Source organism: Acinetobacter sp. UBA3132 (genome assembly GCF_002364825.1).
Lineage (GTDB): Bacteria > Pseudomonadota > Gammaproteobacteria > Pseudomonadales > Moraxellaceae > Acinetobacter > Acinetobacter schindleri.
Map to the genome: position 1 here is coordinate 1 of NZ_DEZM01000042.1, position 6929 is coordinate 6929.

A 6929-nucleotide genomic window follows, 5' to 3' on the forward strand; every position below is an offset into this window, starting at 1 on the left:
ATAAATAATACTGCGGCACTTAAAGAAGCTTAACTAAACAACGCTTTTTTCTAGTTAAAGACAGCATAGCCTAAATCAGAAAATATTCAAGTTTTTTATATTTATTATTTATTTTTCTTATAAAAGTGGCTCCATTCTTGTTTTTTAAAGAATTTCAAGCTGTTTGCTTGAGCTTTATCGGTTGTATTTAAGCTTTAACCAAGCTAAACAATAAATACACGTTGTGTTTGTGTTACTTTATGTTGATCAAAATCGTTCAGTACCCAGCAAGATTTTACTAAGTTAGTGTATTTTATAACTTTGGGTAAATTAGTATTTGTAGTTTTAAGATAGTTATCGTCATTGTTTGTGTATAAAAATCCACCTATATTAAAATTCAATTGGAAAAATTAACTATAAGAATTTCTTGATTTTAATTTAAAACCAAATACGAGTGAGTCTCATGGATTACTGGAACAGTGTGTTACTTATATCCATCATCACCATGGTTGGACTGGCCATGATCATCCTGTTCGTCGGATGTAAAATGTGGAAGAACTTGGTGGTCACTTTACTGATTGCCACCTTGATTGGTTTTCTGATTGTATGTGCAATCAATTTTGTTTTTGGCGATCGTCTTCAATTTCTATGGGGTGCCCCTGAGACTGGCGATAGCAATTTTATGCTGGAAATGGGGCTGATGAGCCTGTTAATTGGCGGTGTGAGTACCTTTATCATTATGTTAGGCACTTTGGTTGCTAAAAGTAACAGTGGAAATCAAGGCGATGAAGACTAGTTTTTCGCAAAATAACAAGTCTCTTAATGAGCGGGAAAGTGCAGAAAAACATCGCATGTACAGTTCATAGGCTTAAAAAATCTTTCTCAGCCAAATGTATAGTGCCATAGCGCTACGGGGCATAAATGGAGCTTCATATCCCGTAGCTGCATAATTTTCTGTATCAAAAATTTAGAACATCATTCTTAGACCTGCACCATAGATCCAGCCTTTTTCAGAATCAGAGCTTTGCTGCCAGGCTGTCTGTTGGTTGCCTTTACTATATTCATAACCCACTTCCAGATAAGGCATGAGCTTTTTGCTCAGTTCATAGCGTGTTTCCAGGCCCAAGGTGGCATAACTAAGGCCGGTTTTTTTCGCATTCGCTGCCTGATCATTCAGGATGACATCCAGTTCGACAAAGGGTTGCATAATCAGTTTCTGAGTCAGTAACAGGTCACGCTCTGTTTCCAGTTTTAATCCGACAAAGTCATCTTCACCGACATAGACATGAGCATCCGTTTCGAAAAAGTAGGGGGCCAGGCCATGCAGGCCAAATACTGCATCGAAGCGCTCGTTCTGCTGGTTTGTAGAAGGCTCGGCTAAATTTTCCTGCCGATAGCGCACCCCGGTCTGCACATCCCAGAAATCAGAAATATTTCGGCTATACAGCACTTTGGCATCATATTCGGCCGGATGGGATTCCTGTTTGTCGGCTTCTAACTTGAGGAAGATTTTATTTTCATCCGTGCCAATTCTGGCTTGGTTCTTGGACTTGAATGCCCCATTTCCCTCTGAACTATGCTGCCATTTCTGGTCCAGAATGATCTGGCTATAAATCTGTGCGCCATGTTCTTTACGGTGGTCATGTTGGCTGGCAGAACTGACTGAATTTTGTGGTGTGCTCAGCGCCTGCTGTTGATGTGATAACTTTGGTGGTTGATAGGATGAGGCATCTGCTGTTCCAGTATGCTGTGCGTGGTTATCAGCCATGTTTTGCATGGCATGATGTCCGCTATGATGCTGATGTTCAGCATGGCTTGTATGATCGCTAGAAGCTGCCGCAAAAATACTCAGACTGCTTAGGGTAAGCGCACTGCTGAGCACTGACTTTACAAAAAGATTAGTGATGTGCATGGCTTTCTCCTTGAGCAGCTGCTGGTTTTGAAGGCATTTTTTGTGAAGAAGGGTGAGATGTTTGATCTGCATCAACTTGTGCCACAATCAGCTTGTTCATCATACCGGCACTCATGTGATAGAGCAGATGGCAGTGAATTGCCCATTCTCCCAGTTCGTCTGCTGTGAGCAGGGTAGTCACCGTTTTCCCGGGCGGCACAATCACAGTGTGTTTATTTGGCATATTTGCAGCAGACTGACCATTTTCCAGCTGCATAAACATGCCATGCAAATGCATCGGATGGGCCATCATGCTGTCATTGATAAATTTCAGCCGGATCCGCTCGCCATATTTCACCTGAAGTGGCTCGGCATCACTGAATTTTTTACCATTCATGGTCCAGATATAGCGCTCCATAGTTCCACCCAGACGAATCACCAGTTCACGTTCTGCTGCGCGGGTATCAGGTTGTGGTGTCAGGGCTTTGAGGTCTTGATATTGCAAGGCTTTGTGCCCTGCAGGCGTAGACATATTGGCCCAGCCCTCAACCGGCTGATGAGGCTGATTGGTTCTGGACATGGCATTATGACTTGCATGCATGTCGTGCTGGGCATGTTGATCATGTTCACTTGTGGCAGTCTGCATGGTCTGACTGCTGTGTGTGTCATGTGACATGTCATGTTGTTCGCCATGTCCCATATCTTCCATGGTCAATAAGGCACGAGGGCGCGGTGTTGGTAATTGAACCGGAGCCGGGGCTTTACTTGAATCAGTTGCCTGATGCAGACTGCCAATGGCAAAGCCTGAGCGGTCGATCGATTCCGCTTCAATCTGGTAATGCGCTGCAGTGGGTTCCACAATCACATCATAGGTTTCAGCGGTTCCGATACGGAATTCATCTACATTGACCGGCTGCACCGGTTGTCCATCGGCACTGACCACGGTCATTTTCAGCTGGGGAATACGCACATCGAAAAACGACATGGCAGAAGCATTGATGAAACGCAGGCGGACTTTTTCATTGGGCTGGAACTGGCCACTCCAGTTTTGTTGCGGCGTTTTTCCATTGACCAGAAAGGTATAACCGGTAACATCAGATAGGTCGGTTTTCAGCATACGCATCTGGTTCCACATCTTGCGGTCTGACCAGGTGGCCTTGAGACCGTCACGTTTTACCTGCTTAAATACATCGCCAACGGTTTCGCGCTGGTTCTGATAATATTCGGCCGATTTTTTTAAATTGTTCTGAATCTGCTGGCTGCCCTGTTCGTGAAAATCCGACAGCATCACCACATAATCCCGTTCGGTTTGTTCATGTGGAGGTAGTAATGTCTGTGCTTTGGGGCGAATCACCAATGCGCCATAGAGGCCGTCCTGTTCCTGACCTTTGGAATGTGCGTGATACCAGTAGGTGCCGTTTTGACGAACCTTGAAGCGATAAGTAAAAGACTGTTTCGGTTTGATCCCCTGAAAACCGTTAAATCCGGGGACACCATCCATCAGCCCGGGCAGGAGGAGGCCATGCCAGTGCAGCGAGGTATCCTGATTGTTCAGGTTGTTTTGTACATGAATGACTGCATCATCACCTTCTTCAAATTCCAGCAAGGGTGCAGGGAATTTTCCGTTTACAGTGATACGCTTGACCGTCTTTCCGGTGAGATTGATCGGGCTTTCATCAATGACCAGATGATATTCTTTTACGGCTGCAAACAAGGCAGACGACGAGATGAGACCGAAGCCCAGACACAGGCTTTGACTGATTTTAAGCAACATAACTTAATCCTTAATGAATAAAAAAATTTAAAAATTCAGGATCAAGCTTTGGGTGGGCGCAGGATTTCTTGCCAGTAACCGGCAAGGTGCTGGGCATGGTAAGCAGGGAGGAGGGTTTTTTCCGGATAACCGTGATCAGGCACGCTTAACTCGGGCGTTGTAATGGGCAGGCTGGTGACCAAGTTCTGGCAGGCCATAGTGCCACAATCCAGACAATCTGATGACTGCTGGGTGCTGTCACTGACACAGTCCGGCTGAATCAGTTCCTGATCTTGATGATGATCAGTCTTATGCAGCGAGTGAGAAGCAGAGGGTTTTGTCATTTCCAGACAATGAGGATTCGTTTTTTCAGACGGCATAACCAGATGCATGGTGTTTGCAGATGCGACAGACACACTGCTCCAGCCTATGGCAAAAACCACAAGCATCACCAACCAGATCTGTTTGACGAGCCGTATGAGCAAAAGTACACCCTGAAAAAATGCGCTGCATGTTTGAGCAATAAAAAGCATAAACGCAGTAACTCAAATTAGCAAATTCTGGACAAGATTATTTTTTAGGTCACCTACATACTACTTTTTTCATAGGTTCAGGTTTCAGTTTCGCACTTTTCACATTTTTTACAGTCCAGCAGCATCCCGAGTTTTTCTTTGCGCCCTTGCTCGGTCATCACCCATGGGCGATTTTGCCATGGCGGGGTATGCCGTACATGTTGACCATGTCCACAGGCCAGTTCAGCGACCCAATGATTTTCCTCATCTAAATGAAAACCGACGATAGCTTGCAACATCTTTAGATTCATCCTTAACACAAGAATGCATACATACTCATGCAAAATCTGAATAAACAAAAGAATAATCTCGGCTATACTCATTGCCAAATTCATTTTGAAAAAAGAGCACAGAAATATGCGCGTACTTGTTGTGATGGATCCCATCGAAAATGTAAACCTGAAAAAAGATTCAACCATGGCGATGCTTTGGGCAGCCGCACGCCGTGGTCATGAACTGGGTTATGCATTACAGCAAGATTTGTATATTGATCAGGGTAAAGCATTTGGTTTGATCTCACCACTACAAGTGTTTGAAGACTATAATCATTACTATGAATTAGGTGAAAAGCGTAAAGAATCCATCGCGGCATATGATGTGGTGTTAATGCGTAAAGACCCACCTTTTGACATGAATTTTGTCTATGCAACTTATATCCTGGAACAGGCTGAACGTGAAGGTGCCTGGATCATTAACAAGCCGCAAAGCCTGCGTGACTGTAATGAAAAGCTGTTTGCTACCCAGTTCCCGGAACTGCAAGTACCAACTTTAGTGACTTCACAACAAAGCCTGATACGTGAATTCATTAAAGATCATGGTGATGTCATTGTTAAACCCTTAGATGGCATGGGGGGAATGGGGATTTTTCGTCTGTATCAGGACGGAGTAAATATCGGTTCGACTATCGAAATCCTGACCAATAATGGGACTCAGCCCATCATGGCACAGCGTTATATTCCAGAAATTGTTGAAGGCGATAAACGTATTTTGATGGTAAATGGTGAACCGGTACCTTACTGTCTGGCACGTATTCCCCAAAATGGTGAAGTGCGTGGCAACCTGGCAGCAGGTGGTCTGGGGGAAGCGCGTCCTTTAACTGAAAATGATAAAGCCATTGCTGCAAAAGTTGGCCCATTTTTACGTGAAAAAGGTCTGGTCTTCGTGGGCCTGGATGTGATTGGTAACTATGTCACTGAAATTAACGTAACCAGCCCAACCTGTATCCGTGAAATTGATACCCAGTTTGGGACTTCGATTGCGGATGACCTGTTTGATGTGCTGGAAGCAGGGGTCAAGCAGGCCTAAGATTTGCAGTCATAAATAAAAAGAGCCTCTATTGAGGCTCTTTTTATTTACCATGCCGTCGGAACAGATAGCTGCTCATCATCAGACCGAGTACCGAAAGGCAGACAGTAACCAGTGCAATATTGGCCCATTGTCCAGTCGCAGAAACCAGTGATGCACTCAGTGGCGGGACAAAAAACTGTGCAAATGCCGAAACTTGAAGAACAAGGCCGACACTGGCTGCCGCGGCATTGGACTGAGGTGCATATTTCAGGGTAATGGCAAAAACAGTCGTCGGAATAATTCCGCCAATAAGTGAAAACAATACAGCACTCAGTACCTGTAATTCCAGCATCAACCAGGAACGAGCAGCAAAGGCCAGGAAGCTGGTCAGCATCATGCTGATAAAACCAGTCCAGAGCAGGGCTTTCGGCTGCCAGCCACGTTGCAACAGCATACCGGCACCAAAGGTACCGCCCAGATTGGAAACCACGACCAGTGAAGCCAATATACCTGCAGTTTTTAAATCAATCTGATTCGCGACATACATACTCGGTAAAAAGCCGATTACAGTCAGCCACTGACTGGTATAACAGGCAAAAATTACCGCCAGACATAAAATTGGTGGATGAGTAATGGTGACCCGAATAATTTCCCAGAAAGAAGAACTTGTAGCCGATGATGATGCTGTTTCAGAGGTAGGTACTTGCCGTTCAAGATGCAGATAACGATGTACCATTAAGGCAATCAACAGACACAATCCACCGAGTAAAACCCAGATAGTCTGCCATTGCAGCCATTCCAGCAATATAGGAATACACAGAACGGCTAGACTTACCCCTACACCCATATAGGAACTCCACAATCCCATCTTGAAATTCAGATGTTCTGGCCGGCTGATCCTTTTCAGAATGGCTGGTGCACACAGGGAGATGGTCAGGAAGCCAATGCCCTCAGTAAAACGAAAAAAATATAATGCAGCGACATGTTGAATCCAGAGTCAGGCAATACTGCTGAACCCTAGAATCGTTAGCGCCAGAATCAGGCAACGTTTTAGACCAAATTTTTCAGAGAATGCACCAATACTGAGTGCAAACAGCATGCCTGCGCCTTGAACCAGAGACAGGGAAAAACCTGCTTGGGTAAAACTGAGTCCTAAGTCCTGCTGCAAAATTGGAATTACCGCAGAGAGTTTGCCGACATGAATGGCGGCCAGATAACCTGCCAGGATTACCCAGCTGTCATGCACTGAAATTTTTGACATCTGTCATCGCTTTATCTATTAAATCCATTCATTAAAGAATTGATGGTATTTATTCAGAATATAAATAACATAGAAAAAAGAATAAATTTCATGCTGTTTAGACCTAAGTTTAGGTCTGAAAAATAGTGATCAGTGCAATAATGTTTTCGCTTCATCCTGCGATAAAATCTGTTTTATATCTATAAA

The 6929-nt window shown here is 44.4% G+C and carries 6 protein-coding genes and 1 pseudogene; 2 read left to right on the plus strand and 5 right to left on the minus strand.

Translation table 11 applies throughout. The annotated features are described in order from the left end of the window. Positions 1–442: 442 nt before the first annotated feature. Complete coding sequence (locus B4033_RS01685) at positions 443–775, plus strand: hypothetical protein (RefSeq protein WP_085064742.1); 333 nt, start codon at positions 443–445, stop codon at positions 773–775. Between the two features lie 171 nt (positions 776–946). Here the strand turns inward: B4033_RS01685 and B4033_RS01690 are convergent, their stop codons facing one another. The 4 genes from B4033_RS01690 to B4033_RS01705 all read right to left on the minus strand — a co-directional run bounded on the left by B4033_RS01690 (position 947) and on the right by B4033_RS01705 (position 4434). After that, a complete protein-coding gene (locus B4033_RS01690) occupies positions 947–1891 on the minus strand; it encodes a copper resistance protein B (RefSeq protein WP_286831523.1) in 945 nt (314 codons plus the stop codon). Beyond that, positions 1878–3644 carry a copper resistance system multicopper oxidase gene (locus tag B4033_RS01695; protein WP_286831526.1) on the minus strand — a complete coding sequence of 589 codons (1767 nt, stop codon included), beginning with the start codon at positions 3642–3644 and terminating at the stop codon, positions 1878–1880. Before B4033_RS01695 ends, B4033_RS01690 begins: the two co-directional genes overlap by 14 nt. 41 nt (positions 3645–3685) lie before the next feature. Next, positions 3686–4108 (minus strand): hypothetical protein, encoded by a 423-nt coding sequence (locus B4033_RS01700; protein WP_005267669.1) that lies wholly within the window; start codon positions 4106–4108, stop codon positions 3686–3688. Positions 4109–4233: 125 nt separating this feature from the next. Beyond that, a complete protein-coding gene (locus tag B4033_RS01705; protein WP_286831531.1) occupies positions 4234–4434 on the minus strand; it encodes a DUF3565 domain-containing protein in 201 nt (66 codons plus the stop codon). 118 nt (positions 4435–4552) lie between these two features. On the opposite strand from B4033_RS01705, the gene gshB reads away from it, so the two are divergent. Beyond that, positions 4553–5500: a glutathione synthase gene (gshB, locus tag B4033_RS01710; protein ID WP_004890785.1), complete on the plus strand. Its 948-nt coding sequence runs from the start codon at positions 4553–4555 to the stop codon at positions 5498–5500. 43 nt (positions 5501–5543) lie between these two features. Here the strand turns inward: gshB and B4033_RS01715 are convergent. Beyond that, positions 5544–6743 (minus strand): annotated as a pseudogene (locus B4033_RS01715) (CynX/NimT family MFS transporter). Positions 6744–6929 lie beyond the last annotated feature (186 nt).

Coding starts and splice junctions, on each gene's coding strand:
- B4033_RS01685 (WP_085064742.1), top strand. CDS start 443: ATGGATTACTGGAACAGTGTGTTACTTATATCCATCATCACCATGGTT.
- B4033_RS01690 (WP_286831523.1), bottom strand. CDS start 1,891: ATGCACATCACTAATCTTTTTGTAAAGTCAGTGCTCAGCAGTGCGCTT.
- B4033_RS01695 (WP_286831526.1), bottom strand. CDS start 3,644: ATGTTGCTTAAAATCAGTCAAAGCCTGTGTCTGGGCTTCGGTCTCATC.
- B4033_RS01705 (WP_286831531.1), bottom strand. CDS start 4,434: ATGTTGCAAGCTATCGTCGGTTTTCATTTAGATGAGGAAAATCATTGG.
- gshB (WP_004890785.1), top strand. CDS start 4,553: ATGCGCGTACTTGTTGTGATGGATCCCATCGAAAATGTAAACCTGAAA.